Source organism: Streptomyces sp. LX-29 (assembly GCF_029541745.1).
In the GTDB taxonomy this organism is placed as follows: domain Bacteria; phylum Actinomycetota; class Actinomycetes; order Streptomycetales; family Streptomycetaceae; genus Streptomyces.
In genome coordinates this window covers 5,813,604-5,836,559 of the sequence record NZ_CP089746.1, presented here as the reverse complement: position 1 = coordinate 5,836,559, position 22,956 = coordinate 5,813,604, and the positions used below count along the sequence as shown (strand labels likewise).

Sequence of the window (22,956 nt, the reverse complement as noted above, 5' to 3'; positions counted from 1 at the left end):
TCTCGTATCGACGGCCCGGCGTCGCGCGAACTGAAGACTTCGCGAACCGGGACCCTGCGAGCGACGTCACCGACCGGCTGCGCCTCGCTCACACTTTCGCGTCACGGGCGGCGCGTGCCAGCATGGGGGGTGGTCCGGAGACACCGTGAGGGTGCTTCGAGATGACATGAGGAGCCGTTGCAATGACGCACGTCAGCCCTGCCCATTCGGCTGCGCCGAAACAGCCCGACAGCAGCAGCAAGGCGCTGTACGGGGGGACGAGTTCCCGGCGCATCACCGTCCGCGACATCGCCGCGGCCAAGCAGCGCGGCGAGAAGTGGCCCATGCTGACCGCCTACGACGCCATGACCGCCTCCGTCTTCGACGAGGCCGGCATCCCGGTGCTGCTGGTCGGCGACTCGATGGGCAACTGCCACCTCGGCTACGAGTCCACCGTGCCGGTCACGATGGACGAGGTCACCATGCTGTCCGCCGCCGTCGTGCGTGGCACCAAGCGCGCCATGGTCGTCGGCGACCTGCCCTTCGGCTCGTACCAGGAGGGCCCCGTCCAGGCGCTGCGCAGCGCCACCCGGCTGGTGAAGGACGCCGGCGTGGGCGCGGTGAAGCTGGAGGGCGGCGAGCGCTCGGCGCACCAGATCGAGCTGCTCGTCCAGTCCGGCATCCCGGTCATGGCGCACGTCGGCCTCACCCCGCAGTCCGTCAACGCCTACGGCGGCTACCCGGTGCAGGGGCGCGGCGAGGAGGCCGCCCAGCAGTTGCTCCGGGACGCCAAGGCGGTGCAGGACGCGGGCGCCTTCGCGGTCGTGCTGGAGCTGGTGCCGGCCGAGCTGGCCGCCGAGGTGACCCGCTCGCTGCACATCTCGACCGTCGGCATCGGCGCCGGGTCGGAGTGCGACGCGCAGGTGCTGGTGTGGACGGACATGGCCGGCATGACGGGCGGCCGGGTGCCGCGCTTCGTCAAGCAGTACGCCGAGCTGCGACAGACCCTGGGCGACGCCGCCCGGGCGTTCGGGGAGGACGTCGTCGGGGGCGCCTACCCGGCGGAGGAGCACTCCTTCCACTAGCCGAACCCGGCACCCGGCGCCACCACCGCCGCCCGCCGGCGGCGGGCCGGGTGCCCACGGTCCCGGGGGGGCGCGCCCGACGAGGCGGCGCGACGCCGGGACCACGCGTCGGGCCGGGGTCCGCAGGGCGCCGCACCGGTGCGCGGCCCCTTGGCGCCGGCCGCCCGGACAGCGGTGCGCGGAGCCGCCCCGACGCCTCGACAGCCCGCCGATATCCCCCGTCGGCGGGCTGTCTGTCGCTTGTCGGTGATCTGTCGGTGACGGCTGGCACCGTGGTGGACATGACGCGAACGGAAATGAACCTGGGCGGGCGCAACGCCGTCGAGGTACGGGGGCTGGTCAAGCACTTCGGTGCCACCAGGGCTGTGGACGGCGTGGACCTGGACGTGCGGGAAGGCACCGTCCTCGGCGTCCTCGGCCCGAACGGCGCCGGAAAGACCACGCTCGTCCGCTGCCTGTCGACGCTCCTCAAGCCCGACGCCGGTACCGCGATCGTGGCCGGCTTCGATGTCGTGCGCCAACCGCGGGCGCTGCGCCGCACCATCGGCCTGACCGGGCAGTACGCCTCGATCGACGAGAAGCTCTCCGGCTGGGAGAACCTCTACATGATCGGGCGGCTGCTCGACCTGTCCCGCAAGGAGGCGCGGCGCCGCTCCGACGCGCTGCTGGAGCGGTTCTCGCTCACCGAGGCCGCCAAGCGAGCCGCCCACACCTACTCCGGCGGCATGCGCCGCCGGCTCGACCTGGCCGCCTCCATGATCGGCCACCCCTCCGTGCTCTATCTGGACGAGCCGACCACCGGCCTGGACCCGCGCACCCGCAACGAGGTGTGGGACGAGATCAGGCATCTGGTCGCCGAGGGCTCCACGGTGCTGCTCACCACGCAGTACATGGAGGAGGCCGAGCAGTTGGCCAGCGAGCTGACCGTGATCGACCGCGGCAAGGTCATCGCCGAGGGCCGGATCCACGAGCTCAAGGCCAGGGTCGGCGGTCGCACCCTGCAGATCCGCCCCGCCGACCCGGGCGAGCTGAACCGGATGGTCGGCGCCCTGGCCCAGTCCGGGCTCGACGGCCTCGCCGGCGCCACCCCCGACCACGAGGAGGGGCTGGTCAACGTGCCCATCGTCAGCGACGAGCAGCTGACCGCCGTGGTCGGGCTGCTCGGCGAGCGCGGCTTCACCATCGCCGGCATCGACACCCATCTGCCCAGCCTGGACGAGGTGTTCCTGGCCCTGACCGGCCAGAAGACCTCCACGCCGCAGGACGCGGCGACGGACACCGAGGAGGTCGCCGCATGACCACCGTCACCACCACCAAGGGAGACGCCGCCGGGACGGCCCGGACCCCCGGGGCCTCGGGGGCCTCGGGGGCCCCGGGATCCGCCGCGGCCCGCGCGGGGCGTGCGCCGACCGACGAGGGCCGGATCGGGCTGCGCGCCAATCTGCGACACATCGGTGCCCTGGTGCGGCGCAACGCGCTGAAGATCAAGCAGGATCCGGAGTCGATGTTCGACGCGGTGCTGATGCCGCTCATCTTCACGCTGCTGTTCGTCTACGTCTTCGGCGGCGCGGTCGCCGCGGGCGACCGGGCCGCGTATATCAACTACTTCATCCCCGGCATGATGGCCATGGGCGGTCTGCAGATCGCCATGGGTGTCGGCAGCGGCGTCCACGAGGACTTCAACACCGGTGTGATGGACCGTTTCCGGACCATGCCCATCGCCCGCTCCTCGGTGCTGATCGCCAAGCTCATCGTGGAGACCGGCCGGATGCTGGTGTCGACCCTCATCCTGCTCGCCCTCGGCTTCGCCATCGGGTTCGATCTCAAGACCGGCCCGCTGGAGCTGCTCGCCGCGGTCGCGCTGGCGCTGTTCTTCGGCTCCTCGCTGACCTGGATATTCATGCTGCTGGGCATGTCGCTGAAGAGCGCCCAGGCCGTGCAGGGAATGGGGTTCCTGGTGCTGATGCCGCTGCAGTTCGGCTCCTCCATCTTCGCCAACCCCGGGACCATGCCGGGCTGGCTGGAGAGCTTCACCAAGTACAACCCGCTGTCGCAGCTGGCCGACGGGGCGCGGGCGTTGACCCAGGGCGAGGGCGCGGTGGCGCACCCGGTGATGATGACCCTGCTGTGGGCCGTCGGCATCACCGCCGTGACGGCACCGCTGGCGGTGCGGAAGTTCCGCGACAAGCAGTGACGTGGCACGGAGCGACAGGTCGGGGTCAGACCAGGGCGGCCGCGTCGTGCAGCGACAGCGCACCTCCCGCGGCGTGGGCGCGCTCGTAGGCGAGGTCGCCGAGCGCGCCCCGCGCCGCCCGCTCCGCCGCGGTCCGGTTGCCCCGCTCGATCGCGGGAAGCCACTTCACGGGGGGCCGCAGGGTGTCGTAGGCGCCGATCAGCCGAGCCGCGCGGTCGGCCTCGGCGCCCGCGTCGAGGTCGACGAGGGCGCGGGCGGCGGTCAGCAGCAGGTTGATCGGGAGGTGGGGGGCGACCATCTCGGTCACGGGGTCCAGGGTGCGGGCGAGCGCCCCGCGCACCTTGGGCAGTGCCTCGTCGGGCCTGCCGTCGAGCACGTCCAGCCAGCCGAGCAGCCCCTCCACCAGGCCCTGGAAGAGGCCGACGGAGCGGTTGGCGAACGCGGCCAGCGCGTGCAGTTGGGCGCGCGCCTCCTCGGTGCGGCCGGTGCCGGCGCAGCGCAGGGCGAGTTGCAGCCGGGCGTAGACGAGCGCCTCGGTGTCGGTGTGGTGCTCGGCGGCGAGCACGGCGCGCAGCGCCCGCTCCCCCTCGGCGGCCGCGGCCTCCCCGCCGGCCTCGATCTGCGCCCCCGCCAGCCGGGCCCGCAACAGGTCGACCTGGGCCAGGGCGCCGAGCTCCTCGGCGTAGCGGATCGCCGCCCGGTAGTCGTCCGCGGCGCGCTCGTACTCGCCGCGCTGCTCGCGCGCCTCGCCTCGTCCGGACAGCGCCTCGGCCGCGCCCCAGGCGTCGCCGGCCCGGATGAACAGCTCCAGGCTCTCGTCGGAGTCGTCGTCCGCCGTCCGGCCGTGCCGCTGCCGCCACTGGACGATCTTGGCGCGCAGATGCAGGGCGAAGGCGAGCTCCCAGACGAGTCCCAGCTCCCGGCAGGTGCGCACCGCCCCGTCGATCGCCGCGTACAGCTTCGCCACGTCGCCGGCGAGGATCAGCGCGTAGAACCACATCACGCCCGGTATGCGGCAGGTCTGCGGCAGGCCGGGGCGGTACACCGTCACGATGCCGGCCAGCCGGCGCTGTGCCTCGGCGCCCGCCAGCAGGTGGACGTCGCCGTCGAGGTTGGCCAGCTCGATCAGCCGCGCCCCGCGCCGCGCCTCCTCCAGCAGTTCGGGCGGCATGGGCGGGGGCGCGTCGGTGGGCCGCGTCAGCAGCGGCGGGGCGGGCGCGACGGGTGCGGCGTAGGGGTCGGGGCCGAGCCGGGCGGCGGCCGCGGACCAGTGCCGGGCGTCGCCGGAGTGGCCGCGCAACTGCCAGAACCAGCCCAGCGACAGCACCAGGCAGAGCGCCTCCTGCTCGTCGCCGGCGGCCACGGCGCGGCGCAGCGCGGCGCGCAGGTTGTCGTGCTCCCGCTCCAGCCGGTCCAGCCAGCCGCGCTGACCGTGGCCGCGCAGCAGGGGGTCGGCGGTGCGGGCGAGTTCGCGGTAGGTCACCAGGTGTCGGCGCTCCACGACGCCTCGCTCCCCCGCCTCCGCCAACCGCTCCGCGGCGTACTCGGCGACCGTCTCCAGCATCCGATACCGCATGGTGTCGCCGCCCGCGCCGGGCCCGGCGAGGTCGGGCGCGGCGACCACGAGCGACTTGTCGACCAGCGAGCCGAGCAGCGCGGCGACGTCACGGGGGTCGACGTGCGGGGCGGCGGGCGACGCGCCGCCGGACGGACGAGCGCCGGACGGCCCGGCCCCGGACGACCCGGCACCCACCGGACCGGCCCCGGACGGCGCGGCATCCATCGGCCCGGCTACGGACGGCACGGCCCCGGACAGCGCGGCACCAGACGGCCCGGTCCCGGACAGCGCGGCACCCACCGGCCCTGCTACGGACGGCGCGCCACCGGACGGACGACTGCCGGTCGGACCGCCACCGGACGGCCCGGCACCCGTCGGGCCAGCACCAGACAGCCCAGCACCAACCGGACCAGCACCGGACGGCACGGCACCAGACGGCCCGACCCCGGACAGCGCGGCACCCACCGGCCCTGCTACGGACGGCGCGCCACCGGACGGACGACTGCCGGTCGGACCGCCACCGGACGGCCCGGCACCCGTCGGGCCAGCACCAGACAACCCAGCACCAACCGGACCAGCACCAGACAACCCAGCACCAACCGGACCAGCACCAGACAGCCCAGCACCAACCGGACCAGCACCGGACGGCACGGCACCAGACGGCCCGACCCCGGACAGCGCGGCACCCATCGGCCCGGCTACGGACGGCGCGCCACCGGACGGACGACTGCCGGTCGGACCGCCACCGGACGGCCCGGCACCCGTCGGGCCAGCACCCATCGGACCGGCACCCACTGGCCCGGCACCCACCGGACCAGCACCGGACAGCCCGGCGCCCACCAGACCAGCACCCGTCTGCCCGGCACCCATCGGCCTGGTACCGGACGGTCCCGCCGCGGCGTTCGTGTCACCCGTGCCGGCGGTGCCCGCGCCGGGTGCGTCCGCGGCCGGGGCGCCGGCGGACCCGGCGCCCAGGACGTGGCCATCGCCCAGCGGCGCCCCGGACCCGGGTATCGCGCCGATGGCGCCCTCCCGGGGCTCGGCGGGGCGGGTGGGCGGCCCGCCGACCGGCCACGCGGGCTCCGCGCGGTGGGCCGGCGGCGCACCGCCGGTGGTCCCGGCCGCGGGGGCCGCGGCGGGCGGCGGGTCGGCGCAGACGGCTTCGGCCGCCGGCAGGTCGCAGCCGCCCGCGAAGACCGACAACCGGCGCAGCACGGTGCGCTCACGCTCGTCCAGCAACTCCCAGGACCAGTCCACGACCGCGCGCAGCGTCTGCTGGCGCGGCAGCACCGTACGACTGCCGCTGGTCAGCAGCCGAAACCGGTCGTCCAGTCGGTCCGCCAGCTGACGCGGGGTCAACAGCCGCAGCCGGGCAGCCGCCAACTCGATCGCCAGCGGCAGCCCGTCCAACCGCCGGCAGATCTCGGCACTGGCCTCGGGGTCCTCGTCGGTGCGGAAACCGGGCCGGGCGGAGGCCCCGCGGTCCTGGAGGAGCCGCAGCGCGGTCGCGTCCGTCAGCGGCTCCACGGGCCGCACCGACTCACCGGGCACCGCCAGCGGCTCGCGGCTGGTGGCCAGCACGGTGACGCCCGGGCAGCGGGTGAGCAGCGCCTCGGCCAGCCGGGCGGCGGCGTCGATGACGTGCTCGCAGTTGTCGAGCACCAGCAGCAGCCGGCGCTGGGCGCAGTGCTCGGCGAGCCGGGCGAGCGGATCGCGCGCGCCCGGGTCGGCCGCGGCGCGCAACTCCTCCACCGCCGTGCCGCGGATGACCGTCTCCCGACCGCCGAGCGTGGTCAGCACCGCCTCCGCGACGGTGTCGGGGTCCTCCACCGGCGCGAGTTCGGCCAGCCACACCCCGTCCGGCCAGTCGCCGGCGACCGCCTCCGCCGCCTCCTGGGCCAGTCGGGTCTTCCCCGAGCCGCCGGGGCCGGTGAGCGTGACCAACCGATCCGTCGTCAGATCGGCGCGGAGCGCGGCGAGATCGACCTCGCGCCCGACGAAGCTGGTGAGCCGGGCCCGCAGATTGCCGTGACCGCCGTGGCCGCCGCGCCCGCCGGGGCCGGGGGCGGTACGGGCGGCGCCCGGGTCAACGGCGTCCGGGGCGCCTCCGGGGCCCGCCTCCAGCAGTTCCTTGTGCAGGGCGCGCAGTTCGGCTCCGGGGTCGGCGCCGAGGCGCTCGGCGAGCTCTTGGCGTACGTCCTCGTAGGCGGCCAGGGCCTCCGCCGGACGCCCCGCGGCGCGCAGGGCGCGGATGCGCAGCGCGTGCAGCGGCTCGTCGAGCGGGTGCGCGGCGCAGAGCCCGGTGAGGGCGAGCAGGGCGGCCTCGGCTCGGCCGCGGGCGAGGTCCGCCTCGGCGCGGAGGCGGCGGGCGCCCAGCCGCCGGGCCTCCGCGTGGGCGGCCGTGGCGGTGCCGCCGGGGAGGTCGGCGAGGGCCGGGCCACGCCACAGCGCCAGCGCCTCGTCCAGGAGGGCGCCGGCCCGCTCCGGGTCGCCGTCGGCCAGCGCCCGCGCTCCGTCCTCGGCACCCCGCTCGAAGCGGTGCAGGTCCACGTCGTCGGAGGCGGCGGCCAGTTGGTAGCCGCCGGGCACGGAGAGTACGGCCTCCCTGCCGAGCGCCCGACGCAGCCGGCCGACCAGCGCCTGGAGCGCCGCGGGTGCGTCCTGCGGCGGCTCCTCGGGCCACACCTCGGCGATCAGCGCCCCGATGGGGCGCGCCCGCCCCGGCCGCAGCGCCAGCGCCGTCAGCAGGGCGCGCAGCCGAGCGCCGCCGAGGGCAACGGGGTTGCCGTCGGGACGGTGGACCTGGGTGGTGCCGAGGATTCCGTAACGCACCGGCCCATTGTCCGGGGCGCCTTCGGCGCACGTCGCAGCGGGTTCAGACCCGCATGAACGTCGAGGAGTCCAGCACCAGGGTCTGGTCGCCGACCGGGATGCGGATCTCCTCGCCGAACTTCCCGGATTCCGAGTGCTGGTAGTCGTCGTTCTCGGGGAGTGTCAGCAGGGTCCACCGCGCGGTGAGAACGTTGACGACCAGATACGCCGGGATGCCGCGCATCGCGTAGTGATCGGCCTTCGTGCTGTAGTCCCGGCCCTCGCTCTCCGGCGAGACGACCTCGACCACGAAGGGCAGCTGGTCTTCCATGATCTTGCTGTCACCGGGCTTGAAGCGCTCGCTCGGCACCGCCGACGCGTCCGGCTCGGGGCTGTGTCCCTCACGCGGCGGAGTGACCGCGAACCCGCCCACCGGCTCCCACCCCGGCAACCGCTCCTCGATCTGGTTCTCGATGCGACGCCGCGCGGTCCGGTGCGCGCCGGTGACCGGCACCAGCGTCAGCCCGTTCCCGGTCAGCCGGAGTCGCATGTTCCTGGGCAGCCGAAGCTGCTCCCGCAGACCGTCCGAGCCCTCGTCGGCGACCGTCATGATGGCTACCTCCCTGGCCGGGTCGCCCGCAGAATAGCCCCGGGCCACACGCCGAGGCCGCCGCTGGGAGGCACCCGCATGAACACCGCTACAATCCGCCGCCGCGACCGGCGGATCAGTCCCGTCTTCCTCGCCCTGGTCGCGGTCATGGCCGCGTCCGGGTGGGCGGTCTGGCACCGCGCGGCGGGGAACACGGGGTTCGCGGTGTTCCTGTTCGTGGTGTCGGGCTGGGTGGTGTCGCTGTGCCTGCACGAGTACGCGCACGCGCGGACGGCCCTGCACAGCGGGGATCTGTCGATCGAGGCGAAGGGCTATCTGACCCTCGACCCGCTGAAGTACACCCATGTGGCGCTCAGCATCGTGCTGCCCGTGATCTTCGTGATCATGGGTGGGATCGGGCTGCCGGGCGGGGCGGTCTTCATCGAGCGGCACCGGATCCGGGGGCGCTGGCGGCACAGCCTGATCTCGGCGGCGGGCCCGCTGACCAACGTGCTGTTCGCGGCCGCGCTGACGGCGCCGTTCTGGCTGGACGCGCTGGCGGGGGTGCCGGACACCTTCCGCTACGCGCTGGCGTTCCTGGCGCTGCTCCAGGTCACCGCCGCGATCTTGAACTTTCTGCCGGTGCCCGGTCTGGACGGCTACGGGGTGATCGAGCCGTGGCTGTCGCACCGGGTGCGGCGGCAGGTCGAGCCGTTCGCGCCCTTCGGGCTGCTCGCGGTCTTCGGCGTGCTGTGGATCCCGGAGGTCAACGTCGCCTTCTTCGACGCCGTGGACGCGCTGCTGCGGGCGCTGGGCGTGCCGGAGGGGGACACCTTCTGGGGGTACGAGTACTTCCGCTTCTGGCGCGGCGAGCCGCAGCCGCCGACCTTCGGCGGCTAGGCGGGTCCTTTCGCGGAAACGGGCGGCACGGGTCGGCGGACCGGCCCGCGGCCGGGGCTCAGCTCGCGGCCTGGGCGCTCTCGGCCCGCGCCGCCTTGTCCAGCTTCGCCTTGCGGGCGTAGAACCAGATCATGTTGAAGGCGATGCCGGCGAGCAGGACCCAGATCACGCCGAGGAAGCTGCCCTGCGCGAACGACACGACGGCCGCGGCGACGGCGAGGACGCAGACGATCAGGGCATAGAGGGCGAGGCGGGGCATGGGGGCGGCTCCTGTCCGGGACATTCGGTCCGAACCATTGTCCACCACCCCCCGGGGCGGACGGGGGTGCGCCCCGCCATCGGGCCCGCACCCCGCCCGCCAGGCCGCTCAGCGGCGCCTCACACGTCGGTGACGCGCAGCCCCGCGTGCGCCTTGTACCGCCGGTTCACCGAGATCAGGTTCGCCACCAGGGACTCGACCTGGTGGGCGTTGCGCAGTCGGCCGGCGAAGACGCCGCGCATGCCGGGGATGCGCGCCGCCAGCGCCTGCACCAGGTCGGTGTCGGCGCGGGACTCGCCCAGCACCATCACATCGGTGTCGATCTGCTCGATCTCCGGGTCCTGGAGCAGCACCGCGGAGAGGTGGTGGAAGGCGGCGGTGACCCGCGACTCCGGCAGCAGGGCGGCGGCCTGCTCGGCGGCACTGCCCTCCTCCGGCTTCAGCGCGTAGGCGCCCTTCTTGTCGAAGCCCAGGGGGTTGACGCAGTCGACGACGAGCTTCCCGGCCAGTTCCCCGCGCAGCGCCTCAAGGGTCTTGGCGTGCCCCTCCCACGGCACCGCGATGATCACGATGTCGCTGCGCCGGGCGCACTCGGCGTTGTCGGCGCCCTCGACGCCCAGGCCCAGCTCGGCGGCGGCGGCCTCGGCGCGCTCGGCGGCCCGCGAGCCGATGATCACCTTCTGGCCCGCCCGGGCGAGTCGGTAGGCGAGGCCGCGGCCCTGGTCGCCGGTGCCACCGAGCACGCCGACCACCAGCCCGGACACATCCGGAAGGTCCCAAGGGTCCTTCGCCGGGGCCTTCTTCGCATGCTCCGCAGGAGCGTCAGCAGTAGTCATGACAGCGATACTGTCACGCTCGCCTCAGGCCTTGACGCTGCCCTCGGTCAGGCCGGTGCGCCAGTACCGCTGGAGCACTCCCATCAGCACCATCAGCGGGAGGACGGAGAGGAACGCCCCGCCGACCGTGTACTGGTACAGCACCGGCTGTCGGTCGGCGTACCCCTGCCACTGGGTGAGGCCCAGCTGGAGGGGGTACAGCTCGGAGTCCGAGAGCATGACCAGCGGCAGGAAGAAGTTGTTCCAGATGTGCACGAACTGGAACAGGAAGACCGTGACCAGGGCCGGGGTCATCAGCCGCAGCCCGAGCGTGGTGAAGATCCGCACCTCTCCCGCGCCGTCGATCCGGGCCGCCTCCAGCAGCGAGTCGGGCACCGCCGCGGCGGCGTAGATGCGGCACAGGTAGACCCCGAAGGGGCTGACCACGCTGGGGATGAGGACGGCCCAGTAGGTGTTGGCCAGCCCCACCTCGCTGAAGAGCAGATACAGCGGAAGCGCGAGGGCGGTGCCGGGCAGCAGCACCCCCGCCAGCACCACGCTGAAGATCGCCTCCCGACCGGGGAAGGAGTACTTCGCCAGCGCGTAGCCCGCGGCCGCCGAGAGCAGGGTGGCGGCGACGGCGCCGATTCCCGCGTACCCCAGGCTGTTGAGGAACCAGCGCACGTAGATGCCGTCGTCGTGGGTGAGGACGTCGCCGAGGTACTCGACGGGGTGTGGGTCGGAGAACCAGAAGCCGAAGGTGCCGAACAGGTCCGCGCTGGACTTCGTCGCGGAGACGGTCAGCCAGTAGACGGGGATCAGGAAGTAGATCGCGGCGACGGTGAGCAGCGACGCGGTGATGATGCGGTAGCGCAGCGGCGGCTCCTGCGCGGAGCGCCGGGCCCGCCGCGGCTCGGACCGCCTACGGTCCGGCTCCCGGGCCGGGCTCGGCCGGCTCGCCGTGGACACCCGGCTCATGGGCCGCTCTCCTCTCCGCCGCCGCGCGGCGCCCCGCCCCGCCGCCCGCTGGCGCGCCCGGCCCCGCCCTCCGGCCCGCCGCGCTGGCCGACCAGCCGCAGGAAGCCGAAGGACAGCACGCACGCCACGAGCGCCAGCAGCACGGCCTCCGCCGCCGCGATGTGCTGGTTGTTGCTGGTGAACGCCTCGTTGTAGGCGGCCAGGTTGGGGGTGTAGCCGGAGTCGATGGAGTTGGTCAGCGGTCGCAGCACCATCGGCTCGGCGAAGAGCTGGAGGGTGCCGATGATGCTGAAGACGGTGGTGAGCACCAGTGCCGGGCGGATCAGCGGCAGCTTGATGTGCCGGGCCACCTGCCAGGCGTTCGCCCCGTCGATCTTCGCTGCCTCGTAGAGGTCCTCCGGGACCGCCTTCAGCTGGGCGATCAGCACCAGCATGTTGTAGCCCGCGAACTGCCAGGTGACGATGTTGGCGATGGACCACAGCACGGTGGAGCGGTCCAGGAAGTCGACGTCCCAGCCGACCGAGTGCGCCATCTCCACCAGCGGGCTGATGCCCGGCACGTACAGGAAGCCCCACAGGATCGAGGCGATCACCCCGGGCACCCCGTACGGCAGGAAGAAGGAGGTCCGGAAGAAGCCGACCCACCGGGCCGAGGCGGAATCCAGCAGCAGCGCCAGCGCGGTGGCCAGCGCGATCATCACCGGGATCTGCACCGCGCCGAAGATCAGCACGCGGACGAAGCCGGCGGTGAAGCGGTCGTCCTGGAGGGCGTGGGCGTAGTTGGACAGGCCCGCCCACACCTCCTTCGTCTCGCCGCCGAGGCCGAGCGGCCCGGTGCGCTCCACCCTGAGCAGGCTCTGGTAGACGGCGTAGACGATGGGTGCCAGGAAGCAGAGCCCGAAGAGGGCGAGGAAGGGCAGCAGAAAGCCGGCCGCCGCGCGGGCACCGCGGGCCTCGGTGGGGGTGAAGCGCCGAACGCGCGGGGCGCCGGGGGTGCGGGGACGGCGCTCGGCGTCGGGGGCGCGGGCGGCCGTACGGCGGGCGCCCCTCACCCCGACTCCACCTTCAGCCCCTTGTCCTTCAGGTCCTGGACGGTGGCGCGCTGGACCGTCTTCAGCACCGAGCGGAAGGAGTCGCCCTCGGCGAGCGCCTCGGTGAAGGAGTCGCCGAGCCGCTGGTAGAGGGTGTCGACCGCCGGGCCCCACTTCCAGCTGGTGTCCACGCCCCGGCCCGCCTCGGCGAAGACGCTGCTGTACTCCTGTCCGCCGAAGAAGTCCTTGTGGACGTCGAGGTCGGCGGTGCGGTAGCCGCCCTTGGCGGCCGGGAAGCCGTAACCGCCCTCGATCAACAGCTTGATCGACTCCGGGTCGGTGTTCAGCCAGACCGCGAAGGCCAGGGCGTCCTTGGGGTAGCGGGAGTGGGCGAAGACGGCCGTCGTGGAGCCGCCCCAGTTGGCGTAGGCGGCCTCTCCCTTCTTCCACTGCGGCATGGGGACGACCCGCCATTTGCCGGCGGTCCGGGGGGCGTTGCCGACCAGCAGCGCGTCGCCCCAGCTGGCGCCCAGCCAGGACGTCATGGCGCCGGTCTGGATGTCCTTGTACCAGGCGTTCTGCCGGTCCGGGATGGTCTTGACCAGCTTCTGTCTGACCAGCGCCTCCCAGTAGTCGGCGACCTTGCGGGTCGGCTCGTCGTCGACGCTGACCGTCCAGGCGTCGCCGGCCGTGCCGAACCAGCTCGCCCCCGCCTGCCAGGCCAGCCCCGCGAAGCGGTTGCCGTTGGTCGGCGAGAAGGTCTCGATCCAGGCGTCCCGCCTGCGGATCTCCTTGGCCGCCGCCGCGTAGTCGTCCCAGGTGGCGGGCGGCTCGACCTCCCAGCGGTCGAAGAGGTCCTGACGGATGAACAGCCCCATCGGGCCGGACGCCTGAGGGACGGCGTAGACGCCCTCGCCGAAGACGGACTGCTGCCACTGCCAGCCGACGAACTTGCCCTGCTGCGCCCGCACGCCGTACTTCGTCAGGTCGGCCAGCCCGTTGTCCAGCAGGAAGCTGGGGACCACGGGGTATTCGATCTGGCCGAGGTCGGGCGGGTTCCCCGCCTTGATGGAGGCGTGCATCTTCGCGTACTGCGCGCCGTTGACCGCGGAGACCTTCTCCAGCTTGATCCGCACATCCGGGTTCCTGGAGTTCCACAGGTCCACGGACTTGTCGATGCCCGGCACCCAGGACCAGAAGGTGAGGGTGACCTTCTCGCCCTCCTTGCGCCCCTTGGGCTCGTCACCGCCGTCCCCGTCGGAGCCGCAGCCGGTCAGTCCGGCCATCCCGGTCAGTGCGAGACCGGCCGCGACGGCGGCCGAGCCGCCCAGGACGGCCCGCCGGCCCGTTCGGTGGTCGTTCGGGGGGTTGGCGCTCATAGCAGCTCCTCCACCGGAATCCGCCGGAAGGTGATCGTCGAGTAGGCGCTGAAGTCACCGGTCTCGTAGAGCAGCCCGACCGTCTCGTCGTCGATCCGGACCAGGTCGGAGTAGGCGGCCGGCAGCCCGTCGACGGTGTACGCCGGGCGCCAGGTGACGCCGCCGTCGTCGCTGGCCCGCACCGTCATCAGGGCCCGGAAGCCGGGGTCGGCGGGGCCCGAGTAGAGCAGCAGGTCCGGGTCGCCCAGGTGCAGCACGCTGCCCTCGACCACCGGGCCGGTGAGCCCGGCCTGCGGCCGGAAGGGCTTGGCGAGGGTGGCGCCGCCGTCGAGGGAGTAGGCGTCGGCGCGGGTGCCGGGGGCGGGCGAGTCGTTGCGGGCGTTGAGGTAGATCCGGCCGTCGGGGAGCTCGGCCGCGGTCGTCTCGTTGACGTTGACGTAGTTGTCGGGGTTGTCGTCGGTGTATCCGATCCGCCAGGTCTCGCCGCCGTCGTCGCTCAGCAGCCCGTGACCGCCGTTGTACGCGCCCTCGGTGCCGTTGTCCGCGCCGGTCGGGGGCAGCGAGTGGTTGGCCGAGACCAGGATCCGGCCGGCGTGCTCACCGTGGCGCAGCTGGAGGGCGTGGCCCGGGGTGGTGGCGTACCAGCGCCACTCGGCCCGCTTGGTCTCCTTGGTGATCTCGCGCGGGCGGCTCCAGCCGCGGCCGTGGTCGTCGCTGTGCTGGAGCCAGACCCTGCGCCCGTCCTCCTCCGGCACCTGGCCGCGTCTGATCCGGTCCTCGGTGGCGGTGGCGCCGCTGCGGACGTGCACCAGGACGATCCGCCCGCCGTCCAACACCACGGGGGCGGGGTTGCCGGCGGTGCCGGTGCCGTTCTGGGTGACGACCTGTAACCGGCCCCAGGTGCGGCCGCCGTCGGCGGAGCGCCGGAGCACCACGTCGATGTCGCCGTGGTCGGCGGCGGAGCCCACCCGCCCCTCGGCGAAGGCGAGCAGCTCGCCGCTGTCGGCCGCCACCACCGCCGGAATCCGGTAGCTGGCGTACCCCCCGGTCCCGGCCCGGAACGGCACGGACTCCTCAGGGGTAGGCGTCGCCACACCGTCTGTCATCAGACCCTCCCGATGCCGCGTCGCAATCGAGCGTGGTGCCGACCGTGCCGGTCCGGCCGAGGAGCGTCACCGCCCGCCGGGCCGCGCCCTGCGGACCGGACGTAGGACGTCCTCTGTGTGCGGTGACCATAGGGATTGCCTGATAGGGCGTCAAGGTACGGCACATGAACACTTGGCGACCCGGTCAGACCCCACCTCCCCTGCGCGGTACGCGGTCACCGTGCCTCCCGTCCCTCGCGTCCTTCGCGGACGCCCTCCGCCCGCCCGCGGGTCCCCCGAAGGATGCAGTCCGACTCCGTCGAAGTCGTACACACGGACGAAGATCCATGCGCGCCCGCCGCCCTACGGTGGGGCGATGAACACGGCAGTGAAGAACCTCGTGGAAGGCGCCGGCACCCTCGCCGTCGGAGCGGCGCTGTGGCTGCTCGGCGAGGACGTCCACGTCCCCGTCATCGACCTCGACAAGACCGGCGTCGTCGTCGCCTGCGTCGGCGCGGCGCAGGTGCTGTACGGCGGGTATCTGACGGCGGGGCGCGCCTCCCGCACACGGGGGTAGCCCGCGCCGCCCCCTCGAAGGAGTGACCCGTTCCGGATACCGGCCACGAGCGCGGCGGCGCCCGGCAGGATGCGGCGCATGGACGCGGTACGGGTCGCGCTGCTGCGCGAGGTGCTGGCCGGGACCGAATGGCTGCGCGACACCCGACGCTTCGCCGGGTCGCTGCGGGCCTCGGTGGGTCCGCACGGCGGCGGGCTGCTTCTGGTCGGGAGCGCGGAGTACGAGCCGTGGCACCTGGCCGCCCACCTGGACGACGAGGCCGCCTGGTCCGGGCTTCCCGAGCTGTCCCCCACCCTCGTCCGGCACCGCGTCCCCGATGGTGTGCCGGCGCACCTGTCGGTCGGACTGGGGAGGCTGGAGGCCGCCGGGCGCGGCGAGACGCTGCTGGTGGTGACCCCCGAGGCGCCCGGTGCGGGGCTGTTGGAGCGGGTCCACGACGCACGGCGCGGCGGGGCGCGGATCCTGGCCCTGGACGGCGGCGACCCGGACCTGCGCGGCCTGTCCCACGACGCCCTCGCCGTGCCGCCGGACGCCGACCTCGACCTCGACACCGTGCAGCACCTGGTCAGCGCGGCCGCCGGCGAGAACGGCGGCCCGGCCGCGCACTCCGGCCGCGCGAGCCGTGGCCGACGCCGCTTCCGGGACCGGCTGACCCGGCTGGCCGACGGGCTGACGGCGCCGCCGCCCATGCGGTGGTGAACGGCGCGTTCGCGCTCGCCGTGCCGGGCTCGGGCGCCGGACCCGCCAGGCCGCCGGACCTGCCAGGCGGCCGGACCTGCGAGGCCGCCGGACCTGCCGGGCGGCCGGACCTGCCAGGCCGCCGGACCTGCCGGGGCCGGACCCGAAAATTCAGTTGCCCGTAGCACGTACCGGCGCGGATGATGACGGATTGTGACCGCCGACGATCAGCCACCCCGGAAGGGGCGGCTCCGCGCCCTGTTGCCCGACATCTCGCCCTGGCGCTCCTCGCGGGACTTCCGGCTGTTGTGGGTCGCCGGCCTGGTGACGTCGTTCGGCAGCTTCCTGAGCCTGGTGGCGCTGCCGCTCCAGATCAAGGAGCTGACCGGGTCGGCGTTCGCGGTCGGCGCCATCGGCGCGGTGGAGTTGGTGCCGCTGATCGTCTTCGGGCTGTACGGCGGGGCGCTGGCGGACGCCGTCGACCGCCGCAAGGTCATCCTGCTCACCGAGGCGGGGCTGGGCCTGATGGCGGTCGTGCTGCTGGTCAACAGCCTGCTGCCGGACCCCATGCTCTGGCCGTTGTACGTGGTCGCCGCGGTGACCAGCGCGCTCACCGGACTCCAGCGCCCGGCGCTGGACGCGGTGGTGGCCCGTATCGTGCCGCACGACCAGATCACCGCGGCCGCCGCGCTGAACGCGCTGCGCTGGCAGGTGTCGGCCGTGGCGGGACCCTCGCTGGCCGGTGTCATCGTCGCCTACCTGGGGCTGCCGTTGGCGTACGGGCTGAACATCCTGACCTTCGTGGCCTCCGTCCTGCTCAGCCTGCGGCTGACCGCCGCGCCGCCCGCGCACGACGCGGAGAAGCCCTCGCTGCGCGCGATAGCGGAGGGCGCCGCCTATGCCTGGCGCCGCAAGGAGCTGCTGGGCACATACGTGGTCGACATGGCCGCGATGTTCTTCGCCTTCCCCACCGCGATCTTCCCCTTCCTCGTCGACGACTTGGACGCGCCCTGGGCCCTGGGGCTGCTGTACGCCGCCATGCCGGCCGGCTCCATGGTGGTGAGCGCGACCAGCGGATGGACCTCACGGGTGCACCGACACGGGCGGATGGTGGCGCTGGGGGCGGCGGTCTGGGGCCTGGCGATGGCGGCGGCGGGCCAGATGACCAACATCTGGCTGGTGCTGCTGTGCGTGGCCGTCGCGGGCGCCGGCGACATGGTCAGCGGACTGTTCCGGTCGACGATGTGGAACCAGACCATCCCCGACGAACTGCGCGGCCGGCTCGCCGGCATCGAGCTCCTCTCCTACACCGTGGGCCCGCAGCTGGGTCAGGTCCGCGTCGGCACGATGGCCGGCCTGACCGGCGTGCGCACCGCCATCTGGTCCGGCGGACTGGCGTGTGTCGCCTCCGTCGGCCTGCTGGTGCTGACCCTGCCCAAGCTGATGGCGTACGACGCCCGGACCGACGACCACGCGCTGCGGATGCGGGCGGCGCGGGCGGAGCGCGCCGAGCGGGCCGAGGTGGCCTCGTAGCCGGGCGCCGTGGTGGGCCGGGGACCGCGCCGCCCCGCCGCGCCGCGGCCCCCGGCCCCTGACTTCCGAGGAGCCCCTGACTTCCGAGGACCCCTGACTTCCGAAGAGGGGGACAGGGGTCGCCTCGTGGCCTTACTCCGTGTCGTCGCCCTTCGGTGAACCGTCATGCCAGCGCGGGTCCGTCTCCCACTCCACGTTGCGCTCCCGCGCGGTGGCCATCGCGTGGGACGCCTCCTGGCGGGTGGCGTACGGGCCGAAGCGGTCGGCGGCCCTGCACTGCGGGCCCTCCTCGACGGTTCCGTGCTTGAGGCAGTAGTACCACTCGCCGGGCTTGCCGGCCGTTCTCCGCTTGAACAGCGCCATCCGACTCTCCTCCACCGGGCCGTCGTCCTTGCCGCCATGCTGCCCGATGCCCCGCGGATACACTCGCTGACATGTCTGGCCAGTCGCTTCTCACCCCGGGGACGCTCTCCCCCACCCGCCTCGTCCCCGCCTCGATCCCGCGCCCCGAGTACGTGGGCAGGGAGGCCCCCACCCCGTACACGGGGCCCGAGGTACAGGACGCCGAAACGATCGAGCGGATGCGGCACGCGGGGCGGATCGCCGCGCAGGCCATGGCGGAGGCCGCGAAGCGCATCGCGCCGGGCGTCACCACCGACGAGCTGGACCGGGTCGCCCACGAGTTCCTGTGCGACCACGGCGCCTACCCGTCGACGCTGGGTTACCGCGGCTTCCCCAAGTCGCTGTGCTCCTCGGTGAACGAGGTCATCTGCCACGGCATCCCGGACTCCACGGTGCTGCGCGACGGCGACATCGTGAACCTGGACGTGACCGCCTACGTCGGCGGTGTGCACGGCGACAACAACGCCACCTACCTGTGCGGCGAGGTGGACGAGGAGTCGCGGCTGCTGGTGGAGCGCACCCGGGAGTCGCTGAACCGCGCGATCAAGGCCGTGAAGCCGGGCCGCCAGATCAACATCATCGGCCGGGTCATCGAGTCGTACGCCAAGCGCTTCGGCTACGGGGTGGTCCGCGACTTCACCGGCCACGGCATCAACTCCTCCTTCCACTCCGGCCTGATCGTTCCGCACTACGACTCCCCGCACCACACCACCGAGATCAAGCCGGGGATGACCTTCACCATCGAGCCGATGCTGACGCTGGGCACCTACGAGTACGACATGTGGGAGGACGGCTGGACCGTGGTGACCAAGGACCGGAAGCGGACCGCGCAGTTCGAGCACACGCTGGTGGTCACCGAAACGGGTGCGGAGATCTTGACTCTGCCGTAGCATTTTTACCGACAGCGCGTCGGAAAGCGATTGACTTAGGTAAGCCTAAGTAGGGACAATCGACTTCCCGTCACCTCTTGGTACCCGGAGGCCGCCTTGGACGCCGCATCCAGCTCGACGCCGTTCTCCTCGCTGATCCGCACCGCCTCGCATGTGCAGCACACCGAGGCGGAGAACTCGACGTTCATGAGCGACATGCTCGGCGGCCGCCTGGGCATCGCCGCGTACCGCCGCTACACCGAGCAGCTGTGGTTCGTGTACCGCGCGCTGGAGTCGTTCTCCACCGCCCTCGCCGCCGACCCGGTGGCGGGCCCGTTCATACGGCCCGAGCTGGCCCGCGCCCCGGAACTGGCCCGCGACCTGGCCCACCTCGGCGGGCCCGAGTGGCGGTCGAGCCTGACCCCGCTGCCCGCGACGGCCGCGTATGTGGCGCGGATCGAGGAGTGCGCCCGCGACTGGCCGGCCGGCTATGTGGCGCACCACTACACGCGCTATCTGGGCGATCTCTCCGGCGGCCAGGTCATCCGCGGCACCGCGGAGAAGACCTGGGGCTTCGCCCGCAAGGGCGACGGCGTGCGCTTCTACGTGTTCGAGGACATCGCCAACCCGGCCGCCTTCAAGCGGCACTACCGCGAGCTGCTGGACGCGCTGCCGGTGGACGACCTGGAGAAGCAGCGGGTCGTCGACGAGTGCAAGCGCGCGTTCCGGCTGAACACGGCGGTCTTCCAGGAGCTGGGCCGGGAGTTCTCGCTCAGCGCCTGAAGCCCGAGGACCCTTACGCTCCGCCCACCGTGCCGTTCGGCCCGGTGGGCGGAGCGCTTGCGTGACATGGCTCGGCCGACGCCTCGATCGGCGGCGGTAACGGGGGGGTGGAAACGCGAGCGCCCGCACCCGCCGGGGGACAGGATCCGGCGGGTGCGGGCGCGATCAGGGGCGTCGCCCCGTGGGGCGTCAGCCCGTCACGGGTCGCACGCGGCGGCGGGTGGCGTACGCGGCGGCCGCGCCCCCCGTCACCAGCAGGGCCGCGGTGCCGAGCAGGACCTCGGCGGGAGCGCCGCTCCCGGTGCTGGCCAGCGAGGCGGTGCCGGTGCCGCCCGTGATGCCGCCGGAGCCCCCGGTGCCGCTGTCCGAGCCGCTCGCGGCGGCGAGGTCCGAGCTGCCGGAGTCACCGGAGCCCTCGGAGCCGTCGGAGCCGTCGGAGCCGCCGTTCCCGCCGGGCAGGGTGGTCTTACCGCTGAGCGAGACGGACACCTGGACCGGGTCGAGCGCCTCACCGGCCTGGTAGAAGCCGCCGAACGCCTTGGCGCCGTCCTTGGTCAGCTTGGCCGGGACGTTCTTGAGGGTGATGACGGAGCCCTTGGGCTTGAGGGCGCCCGACGGCACCTTCAGGTCGGCGACGGTCTGGTCGTTGGACTTGGTGACCTTGCCCGAGGTGCGGTCCTTGGACGAGACGTCGGCGACCAGCGCGCCCCGGGTGCCGTTGACCCGGATCTTCAGATCGCTGAACTTCAGGTCGAGCTTGCCCTCGTGCCCGGTGAAGCGGACGACGCCGGCGAAGCCCGCGTTCAGCGTCTTGGCCTTCAGGTCGTAGGAGCCCTTGCCGTCCGGGAAGCCGAACCCGCTCTTGGTCTTGGTGGCGCCACCGGACACCGCGATCTTGCCGTTGGCGATGGGGCCGGTGACGTACGTGCGGAAGGACTCCTTGACGCCCCAGCCGAGGTCACCATCGGCGATCTTGCCCTTGGCGGGCGGGGCGGTGGGGCGGGGGCCGCTGGGCGTGGGCTTGGGGGTGCCCGCCGTGGGCTTGGCGGTCGCCGTCTGGGTGGGCCGCGGCTTGGTCGTGGGCGTGCCGGTGGGCTGGGTGGTGGGCCGCGTGGTCGGCTGGGTCGTGGGCCGCTCCGTCGGCTGGGTCGGCGTCGGCGTCGGCCGGGTGGGCGGGGCCCCGCCCGCCTTCACCGACAGGGTGGCCGGGTCGAGCGGGTCGCCCTCCTTGTAGAAGCCGAGGAACGCCTTGGCGCCGTCGGCGGTCAGGGTGGCCGGGATGTCGGCGTAGGTGACCATCCCGCCCTCGCTGCCCGGCTTCAGGCCGGTCAGGTCGAGGTTGGCGAAGACCACGTCGTCCGAGAGCTTGCCCGACGCGGTGACGTCGACGACGATCGACCCCTTGGTGCCCTGGGTGCGCACCTTGACGTCGCTGAACTTCAGGTCGAGCTGGCCCTCGTGCCCGGTGAAGCGGACGCCGCCCTTGAAGGTGGTGTCGACGGCGTGGGTCGACAGGTCGTAGGAGCCCTTCCCGCCGGTGAAGGTGAAGGGGCCGTTGCCGGGGGCCTGGCTGGCGCCCTCCGCGGTCTCGATCTTGCCGTGGGCGATCGGGCCGGTGACGTACTTACGGAAGCGCTCCTTCACTCCCCATGTCAGCGTGCCGTCCGTGATCTCCAGCTTCGGCGGGGCGCCGTTCGCCACTCTCTCCTGCGAGTCGCTCGCGGCGCTGGCCGGAAGGGCGAGCGCGGTGGCGCCGATGGCGGCGCCGGCCGTGGCGACCGCCGCCGCGAGGGCGAGCGTGCCGCGCCGGGCCCGACGGGCGGCGGGCGAGGTTTCGGTCATGGTCGGGGTCTCCTTGAGGAGTGGGGATGGGGGTCGCGGGATCCGCCGCATGGTCGGTTCGGCGGTTCCCGGCGGGCCGACGACGGTGCGTCAGCTCTGGGTGGTGGTCGAGTCGTCCGGGCCCGGCGCGACGGAGCCGCCGGCCGCGGCGGCGCGGCGCCTGCGCAGCAGCAGGAGGCCGGCCGCGGCGGCGGCGAGCACCGCCGCGCCGGCTGCCGCGAGCACCACGGCGGTGGACGAGGAGGAGGAAGAAGAGGAAGCGGAGGAGGGCTTGGCGGTGGCCTTCGGGGTGGTGCCGGCGGCCTTCGGGCGCGGGCTGTCGGTCGGCGCCGCGCCGAGGTCCGGCAGCGGCGGGAGCTCGGCGCCCTTCGTCACCGCGACGGCCAGCGAGATCGGGTCCATCGCGGTGCCCGCCCGGTACATGCCGCCGAACGCCTTCGCGCCGTCCGCGGTGAGGGTGGCCGGCGCCTCGGCCACCGTGATCAGGCCGTCTTCTGGCTTCGGACGGCCGGCGTCGAAGGTGGCCAGCGGGACGTCCCGGCGAGTGAGGGCCTTGCCCGCGACGTCCGCCGCGAGCGTGCCCTTGCCGTCCTCGACCCGCACCGTCACGCCGCTGAGGGCGAGGTCCAGGTCCTTGCCCTGGAAGCGGAGCCGGCCCTGGAAGGTCGCGTCCAGACGGTGCCGCTCGGCGTCGTAGCTGCCCTTGCCGGCCGTGAAGCGGAACAGCGCGCCGCCGTCGCGGGCGCCCTCGGACAGCTCCCACCGTCCCTGGGCGATGGAGCCGGTGACGTACTCCCGGAAGGTCCGGCGCACGCCCCAGTCCACGGCGGCGTCGGTGAACGCGCCGCGCGGCTCGGCGGGTTCGTCCTTCTTCCTGTCCTTCGCGGAGTCCTTCGGCTTCGGTTCCGCGCTCGGCGCGGGCCGTTCGGCCAGCACGTCCGCCGACAGGGTCACCGGGTCCAGCCGGGTGCCCTCGGTGTAGTAGCCGGCGAACGCCTTGGCGCCCTGGGCGGTGAGGGTGGCCGGGATGGTGGCGAGTTGGACCGCGGAGCCGCCGCCGCGCATGTTCACCCCGCCCAGGTCGAGCGTGGCCAACGGGACCTGGGCGGCGGAGGTGACCTTGCCGGTGCCCTTCTCCTTGCTGGTCATGTCGGCGAAGAGGGTGCCGTTCCCACCGTCGATGCGGACCGTGGGCCGGGCGATGGTCAGGTCCATCTCATGGCTGCCGTCGGCCTTCTTGTGGCCGAGGAACCGCACTCCGCCGGAGAAGCCGGCCCGGAAGGCGCCGCTGTCCGGGTCGTAGGAGCCGGTCGCGGAGTGGAATCGGAACTGGCTGTCGCCCACCGTGGCCGCCCCGCCCTGGAGGCTCCAACTCCCGTTGGCGATCGGGCCGGTGACATAGCTCTGGAAGGACGCCTTGATGCCCCAGTCGAGCCGGCCGCCCGAGACCGTGTGGTCCGCGGCGTGCGCGCGGGCCGCCGGCAGTCCGCTCACGGCTAACGCCGCGAGCAGCGCGGCACAGAGCGCGCGAACCGGTCTCGATCGTGACCAGGGCAGCATCGGAGAGACCCCTCCCTATCCGGAATGACCAAGGTAAGGCTAACCTAAG

19 protein-coding genes and 1 pseudogene are annotated in these 22,956 nt (G+C 73.3%); 9 read left to right on the top strand and 11 right to left on the bottom strand.

Annotated features, from left to right (window positions below; genetic code table 11):
* Positions 1–182: 182 nt before the first annotated feature.
* The 3 genes from panB to LRS74_RS24590 all read left to right on the top strand — a co-directional run bounded on the left by panB (position 183) and on the right by LRS74_RS24590 (position 3,258).
* Positions 183–1,064 carry a 3-methyl-2-oxobutanoate hydroxymethyltransferase gene (gene panB, locus LRS74_RS24600; RefSeq protein ID WP_277743050.1) on the top strand — a complete coding sequence of 294 codons (882 nt, stop codon included), beginning with the start codon at positions 183–185 and terminating at the stop codon, positions 1,062–1,064.
* A gap of 281 nt (positions 1,065–1,345) precedes the next feature.
* Positions 1,346–2,362 (top strand): ATP-binding cassette domain-containing protein, encoded by a 1,017-nt coding sequence (locus tag LRS74_RS24595; protein ID WP_277743049.1) that lies wholly within the window; start codon positions 1,346–1,348, stop codon positions 2,360–2,362.
* Positions 2,359–3,258: an ABC transporter permease gene (locus LRS74_RS24590; protein WP_277743048.1), complete on the top strand. Its 900-nt coding sequence runs from the start codon at positions 2,359–2,361 to the stop codon at positions 3,256–3,258. Before LRS74_RS24595 ends, LRS74_RS24590 begins: the two co-directional genes overlap by 4 nt.
* Positions 3,259–5,965: 2,707 nt before the next feature.
* Here the strand turns inward: LRS74_RS24590 and LRS74_RS24585 are convergent.
* Positions 5,966–7,648: pseudogene (locus tag LRS74_RS24585) on the bottom strand (BTAD domain-containing putative transcriptional regulator); the annotation flags it as partial.
* Between the two features lie 43 nt (positions 7,649–7,691).
* Positions 7,692–8,237 (bottom strand): Uma2 family endonuclease, encoded by a 546-nt coding sequence (locus tag LRS74_RS24580; protein WP_277743047.1) that lies wholly within the window; start codon positions 8,235–8,237, stop codon positions 7,692–7,694.
* Between the two features lie 78 nt (positions 8,238–8,315).
* Between LRS74_RS24580 and LRS74_RS24575 the strand changes: the two genes are divergently transcribed.
* Complete coding sequence (locus LRS74_RS24575) at positions 8,316–9,116, top strand: site-2 protease family protein (protein WP_277743046.1); 801 nt, start codon at positions 8,316–8,318, stop codon at positions 9,114–9,116.
* Positions 9,117–9,174: 58 nt separating this feature from the next.
* Here LRS74_RS24575 and LRS74_RS24570 read toward each other — a convergent pair whose 3' ends face one another.
* The 6 genes from LRS74_RS24570 to LRS74_RS24545 all read right to left on the bottom strand — a co-directional run bounded on the left by LRS74_RS24570 (position 9,175) and on the right by LRS74_RS24545 (position 14,684).
* On the bottom strand, positions 9,175–9,375 hold the full coding sequence (locus tag LRS74_RS24570) for a hypothetical protein (protein WP_277743045.1): 201 nt from the start codon (positions 9,373–9,375) through the stop codon (positions 9,175–9,177).
* Positions 9,376–9,494: 119 nt separating this feature from the next.
* Complete coding sequence (gene npdG / locus LRS74_RS24565; RefSeq protein WP_277743044.1) at positions 9,495–10,211, bottom strand: NADPH-dependent F420 reductase; 717 nt, start codon at positions 10,209–10,211, stop codon at positions 9,495–9,497.
* Between the two features lie 24 nt (positions 10,212–10,235).
* On the bottom strand, positions 10,236–11,168 hold the full coding sequence (locus LRS74_RS24560) for a carbohydrate ABC transporter permease (protein WP_277743043.1): 933 nt from the start codon (positions 11,166–11,168) through the stop codon (positions 10,236–10,238).
* Entirely contained in the window at positions 11,165–12,091 is a 927-nt protein-coding gene (locus LRS74_RS24555; RefSeq protein ID WP_277744911.1) for a sugar ABC transporter permease, read from the bottom strand. Before LRS74_RS24555 ends, LRS74_RS24560 begins: the two co-directional genes overlap by 4 nt.
* A gap of 125 nt (positions 12,092–12,216) precedes the next feature.
* Entirely contained in the window at positions 12,217–13,578 is a 1,362-nt protein-coding gene (locus LRS74_RS24550; RefSeq protein WP_277743042.1) for an extracellular solute-binding protein, read from the bottom strand.
* Positions 13,575–14,684, bottom strand: coding sequence for a sialidase family protein (locus LRS74_RS24545; protein WP_277743041.1), 1,110 nt, complete (start codon positions 14,682–14,684; stop codon positions 13,575–13,577). The genes LRS74_RS24550 and LRS74_RS24545 overlap by 4 nt, the downstream gene beginning before the upstream one ends.
* 355 nt (positions 14,685–15,039) lie before the next feature.
* On the opposite strand from LRS74_RS24545, the gene LRS74_RS24540 reads away from it, so the two are divergent.
* From LRS74_RS24540 to LRS74_RS24530, 3 genes are all read left to right on the top strand, one after another.
* Positions 15,040–15,240: a DUF5708 family protein gene (locus tag LRS74_RS24540; RefSeq protein WP_277743040.1), complete on the top strand. Its 201-nt coding sequence runs from the start codon at positions 15,040–15,042 to the stop codon at positions 15,238–15,240.
* Positions 15,241–15,318: 78 nt separating this feature from the next.
* Positions 15,319–15,939, top strand: coding sequence for a hypothetical protein (locus LRS74_RS24535; protein ID WP_277743039.1), 621 nt, complete (start codon positions 15,319–15,321; stop codon positions 15,937–15,939).
* Between the two features lie 192 nt (positions 15,940–16,131).
* Positions 16,132–17,451: an MFS transporter gene (locus LRS74_RS24530; protein ID WP_277743038.1), complete on the top strand. Its 1,320-nt coding sequence runs from the start codon at positions 16,132–16,134 to the stop codon at positions 17,449–17,451.
* Positions 17,452–17,583: 132 nt separating this feature from the next.
* Here LRS74_RS24530 and LRS74_RS24525 read toward each other — a convergent pair whose 3' ends face one another.
* The gene (locus LRS74_RS24525) at positions 17,584–17,814 is read right to left on the bottom strand and encodes a hypothetical protein (protein ID WP_144385529.1); all 231 of its coding nucleotides are present in this window, start codon (positions 17,812–17,814) and stop codon (positions 17,584–17,586) included.
* Positions 17,815–17,885: 71 nt separating this feature from the next.
* On the opposite strand from LRS74_RS24525, the gene map reads away from it, so the two are divergent.
* Positions 17,886–18,743: a type I methionyl aminopeptidase gene (gene map / locus LRS74_RS24520; RefSeq protein ID WP_277743037.1), complete on the top strand. Its 858-nt coding sequence runs from the start codon at positions 17,886–17,888 to the stop codon at positions 18,741–18,743.
* A 96-nt stretch (positions 18,744–18,839) separates the two neighbouring features.
* On the top strand, positions 18,840–19,505 hold the full coding sequence (locus LRS74_RS24515) for a biliverdin-producing heme oxygenase (protein WP_277743036.1): 666 nt from the start codon (positions 18,840–18,842) through the stop codon (positions 19,503–19,505).
* A gap of 189 nt (positions 19,506–19,694) precedes the next feature.
* Here the strand turns inward: LRS74_RS24515 and LRS74_RS24510 are convergent, their stop codons facing one another.
* Both LRS74_RS24510 and LRS74_RS24505 read right to left on the bottom strand, forming a co-directional pair.
* Entirely contained in the window at positions 19,695–21,347 is a 1,653-nt protein-coding gene (locus tag LRS74_RS24510; protein WP_277743035.1) for an HtaA domain-containing protein, read from the bottom strand.
* A 90-nt stretch (positions 21,348–21,437) separates the two neighbouring features.
* The gene (locus LRS74_RS24505) at positions 21,438–22,907 is read right to left on the bottom strand and encodes an HtaA domain-containing protein (protein ID WP_277743034.1); all 1,470 of its coding nucleotides are present in this window, start codon (positions 22,905–22,907) and stop codon (positions 21,438–21,440) included.
* Between the last annotated feature and the right edge of the window lie 49 nt (positions 22,908–22,956).

What these genes read in the sequence shown, in the direction of transcription:
- panB (WP_277743050.1), top strand. Translation starts at nt 183, where the DNA reads ATGACGCACGTCAGCCCTGCCCATTCGGCTGCGCCGAAACAGCCCGAC.
- LRS74_RS24595 (WP_277743049.1), top strand. Translation starts at nt 1,346, where the DNA reads ATGACGCGAACGGAAATGAACCTGGGCGGGCGCAACGCCGTCGAGGTA.
- LRS74_RS24590 (WP_277743048.1), top strand. Translation starts at nt 2,359, where the DNA reads ATGACCACCGTCACCACCACCAAGGGAGACGCCGCCGGGACGGCCCGG.
- LRS74_RS24580 (WP_277743047.1), bottom strand. Translation starts at nt 8,237, where the DNA reads ATGACGGTCGCCGACGAGGGCTCGGACGGTCTGCGGGAGCAGCTTCGG.
- LRS74_RS24575 (WP_277743046.1), top strand. Translation starts at nt 8,316, where the DNA reads ATGAACACCGCTACAATCCGCCGCCGCGACCGGCGGATCAGTCCCGTC.
- LRS74_RS24570 (WP_277743045.1), bottom strand. Translation starts at nt 9,375, where the DNA reads ATGCCCCGCCTCGCCCTCTATGCCCTGATCGTCTGCGTCCTCGCCGTC.
- npdG (WP_277743044.1), bottom strand. Translation starts at nt 10,211, where the DNA reads ATGACTACTGCTGACGCTCCTGCGGAGCATGCGAAGAAGGCCCCGGCG.
- LRS74_RS24560 (WP_277743043.1), bottom strand. Translation starts at nt 11,168, where the DNA reads ATGAGCCGGGTGTCCACGGCGAGCCGGCCGAGCCCGGCCCGGGAGCCG.
- LRS74_RS24550 (WP_277743042.1), bottom strand. Translation starts at nt 13,578, where the DNA reads ATGAGCGCCAACCCCCCGAACGACCACCGAACGGGCCGGCGGGCCGTC.
- LRS74_RS24545 (WP_277743041.1), bottom strand. Translation starts at nt 14,684, where the DNA reads ATGACAGACGGTGTGGCGACGCCTACCCCTGAGGAGTCCGTGCCGTTC.
- LRS74_RS24540 (WP_277743040.1), top strand. Translation starts at nt 15,040, where the DNA reads ATGAACACGGCAGTGAAGAACCTCGTGGAAGGCGCCGGCACCCTCGCC.
- LRS74_RS24535 (WP_277743039.1), top strand. Translation starts at nt 15,319, where the DNA reads ATGGACGCGGTACGGGTCGCGCTGCTGCGCGAGGTGCTGGCCGGGACC.
- LRS74_RS24525 (WP_144385529.1), bottom strand. Translation starts at nt 17,814, where the DNA reads ATGGCGCTGTTCAAGCGGAGAACGGCCGGCAAGCCCGGCGAGTGGTAC.
- map (WP_277743037.1), top strand. Translation starts at nt 17,886, where the DNA reads ATGTCTGGCCAGTCGCTTCTCACCCCGGGGACGCTCTCCCCCACCCGC.
- LRS74_RS24510 (WP_277743035.1), bottom strand. Translation starts at nt 21,347, where the DNA reads ATGACCGAAACCTCGCCCGCCGCCCGTCGGGCCCGGCGCGGCACGCTC.
- LRS74_RS24505 (WP_277743034.1), bottom strand. Translation starts at nt 22,907, where the DNA reads ATGCTGCCCTGGTCACGATCGAGACCGGTTCGCGCGCTCTGTGCCGCG.